We start from the raw sequence: 2797 nt of genomic DNA on the forward strand, positions 1-2797 counted from the left end.
TAGCTTGCTTCCACGGAGTGGTACGCCTTCTCGTAGAGTAGCGCGAACGGAGGATTTTACCCCGACACAAAACACGCTGCCCTTCTATTGCTGGGGAATTAAACCCCCCAAGCTTGTTAAGATATTTCTCCTAACTCAAAACTCCTCACTCCCAATTCCTAACTCCCAATTCCCAATTCCCTAAACTAACGATGGCATCCGAAAACGAATGGTCTGAAAAACAAGAAAATTTTACTTCCCCAGAGGTGAAAGTTGAGACACCGTTACGAATGGTAGAAACGGCATTTTTGGCAAGTACCACAAGTTTAATTTGGTTTATTAATTTTTATTTTCCCGTGATTTCCCCTGTGTTGCGGATATTTTTCCCCGTTCCCATTGCTTGGATCTATTTGCGTTGGGGTAATCGTGCAGCTTGGATGACTGCTGTAGTTTCCGGTTTACTATTATCGGTGCTGATGGGACCAATTCGTAGTATATTGTTTGTGATGCCCTTTGGATTCATGGGGGTATTGTTAGGTGCAACTTGGACTCGTCGTGTACCTTGGATTGTTTCGATTAGTTTAAGTGCCTTACTGGGAACTGTGGGTGTATTTTTCCGAGTCTGGTTTTTGTCAATATTGACTGGTGAAGACCTGTGGATTTATGTAATTAATCAAGTCACAGATTTAATTGATTGGCTATTCCTAATTCTGGGAATTTTGTCAACCCCTAGCGTATTATTTATTCAAATTGGCGCGATCGCATTTGTAATCTTCAACAATTTTTTATACTTATTCCTCGTCCATATCGCTTCATGGCTACTACTCGACAGACTTGGCAACCCTATTCCCCGTCCCCCCCAATGGATACAGGTTTTAATGGATTATGAATAATAGTTAGGAGTTAGGAGTGAGGATACTAAAAACGGATGTAATATAAACTTTTGTCATGCTGACGAAGGTAGGCGAAAGACTTCCCTAAGGGTAGCATCTAAAGTCTTTTACTTTATTGAAAAGTCTATTTTTAGCCCGTTCTTAGTAGAATTAGGAGTTTGGTTTTTGCGATCGCAAATATTACAATTTTCCCAATGCCCAATTCCCAATGCCCAATTCCCCAATTCATCTCTATACCCAAACCCCTCAAGCTGAAGCTTGGGCATCAAAATATCGCGGTTCCTTACCTACATTCACCTGCGTTCTTGGATTTACTGAGACAGCATTAATACCAGGGATATCGGCTGCTGGACTCACCCCAGAAGACCGAAAATATACAGCTTGCGCGGATGCTGAATTTCTCTACTACGGAACCACAACAAAACCAAAGTATCCATTGCCACCTTTAACAGATGGCGCTTCACCGGTTTTAATTTCCCGTGCTGTTGTTGAAGAACTAAAATTACCCCTTTACATTTTTAATGCTGGATTACCCCAACAGCCAAACTTACCCGCAATTGACTTGGGGGGAACACCAGCTTTGTGCTTAAGTACGGGCAAAGCGATGAAATTGGCAGTCGTTCGACATTTATTTGAGCAAGGGTTAATTTGGGGAGAAAAATTAGCAACCAATTCTCATCATAGTTATCTAATTTTAAGCGAATGCGTGGTTGGGGGAACAACAACAGCCTTAGCTGTTTTGACAGGTTTAGGAATTAATGCCACAGGGAAAGTAAACAGTAGCCATCCTGTTTGCAATCACTCACAAAAGTGGGAAATTGTCAATCAAGGATTAAGAGAAATGGAAATTGGGGGAATTGCTTTATCTCCCTCCCTTCCTCTCGAACTTGTAGCAGCGGTTGGAGACCCGATGCAAATAGTTGTGGCAGGAATTGCGATCGCAGCTAGTCGAAGTTGTGGGGTAATGTTGGCTGGAGGTACACAAATGCTGGCTGTATACGCCCTAGCACGTGCCTTAGTCCAAACCTACAACCTGGAATGGCAACCAGCACAAATCGTCGTGGGAACAACTCGCTGGGTTGCGGAGGATACCACAGGTGGAACTGTTGAATTAGCTCAATTAATTGGTGATATTCCCCTGATTGCCACTCAACTCAACTTTAACTCATCTCGCTACCCACAACTGCGCGCTTACGAACAAGGTTTTGTTAAAGAAGGTGTAGGTGCTGGTGCTGCATGTATTGCGGCATATCTCAGTCATAATTGGCAGCAAGAGCAACTCTTAAATGCGATCGAAGCGCAAATGCAAATCATAATACCCCCGACTTGTTGAAGAAGTCGGGGATATGCGGGGATAGTCAAATTTTCGATTAATCACCGTTTTACGGGCAAAATAAACGCTAAATAATTAGGAATGAATTCGTTTAAGCAGTAACTGTTCTTCTAATGCCGCAATCCGGTTATATGCTGCGGTTAGCTGTGCCGTTAAGCGTTGAATTTGTATCTCTGCCGTTAAATGTTTGTCCCCTCCTTGAATACCACTATCCAGGTAAATTCCATCAACTAAGACATCTTTATGTTCAAATTCCGTATTCAAACGAATTTGTCCCCTTAACTGGTAACTACCAGTTTCACCATTGCCCTGGGAATTATCTTTGTTTGTTGCATTGTCCACAAGGCTTGCTGACAGTACTTGAGAGACTTTATGCTCTAGTTGCTGAATTACCTGGTAGAGGGCATCAACTTTGTTACTCAAAGTGGATACTTGTTGTTCTAATGGTTCCATCTAATACCCTCGTCGGTAACGACTTTTTTATATAGTATTCAAAGGAAAGCTCACCTTAAACATACTTATGAATGATTTAATTATTAATACTTTCCATTTGTATCTTACATGTAAATAATTAATTAGAAATATCTCGAAA

3 protein-coding genes are annotated in these 2797 nt (G+C 41.7%); 2 read left to right on the plus strand and 1 reads right to left on the minus strand.

Translation table 11 applies throughout. From position 1 onward, the window contains the following. The first annotated feature begins 191 nt into the window (after positions 1–191). Together CK510_RS06785 and cobT are read left to right on the plus strand one after the other, a co-directional pair. The gene (locus tag CK510_RS06785) at positions 192–872 is read left to right on the plus strand and encodes a DUF2232 domain-containing protein (protein WP_095720975.1); all 681 of its coding nucleotides are present in this window, start codon (positions 192–194) and stop codon (positions 870–872) included. Between the two features lie 208 nt (positions 873–1080). Continuing rightward, the gene (cobT, locus tag CK510_RS06790) at positions 1081–2205 is read left to right on the plus strand and encodes a nicotinate mononucleotide-dependent phosphoribosyltransferase CobT (RefSeq protein ID WP_095720976.1); all 1125 of its coding nucleotides are present in this window, start codon (positions 1081–1083) and stop codon (positions 2203–2205) included. A 75-nt stretch (positions 2206–2280) separates the two neighbouring features. On the opposite strand, the gene CK510_RS06795 is transcribed toward cobT, so the two are convergent. Further along, a complete protein-coding gene (locus tag CK510_RS06795; RefSeq protein WP_095720977.1) occupies positions 2281–2658 on the minus strand; it encodes a hypothetical protein in 378 nt (125 codons plus the stop codon). Positions 2659–2797 lie beyond the last annotated feature (139 nt).

Source organism: Brunnivagina elsteri CCALA 953, assembly GCF_002289455.1.
In the GTDB taxonomy this organism is placed as follows: domain Bacteria; phylum Cyanobacteriota; class Cyanobacteriia; order Cyanobacteriales; family Nostocaceae; genus Brunnivagina; species Brunnivagina elsteri.

Coding starts and splice junctions, on each gene's coding strand:
- CK510_RS06785 (WP_095720975.1), top strand. CDS start 192: ATGGCATCCGAAAACGAATGGTCTGAAAAACAAGAAAATTTTACTTCC.
- cobT (WP_095720976.1), top strand. CDS start 1,081: ATGCCCAATTCCCCAATTCATCTCTATACCCAAACCCCTCAAGCTGAA.
- CK510_RS06795 (WP_095720977.1), bottom strand. CDS start 2,658: ATGGAACCATTAGAACAACAAGTATCCACTTTGAGTAACAAAGTTGAT.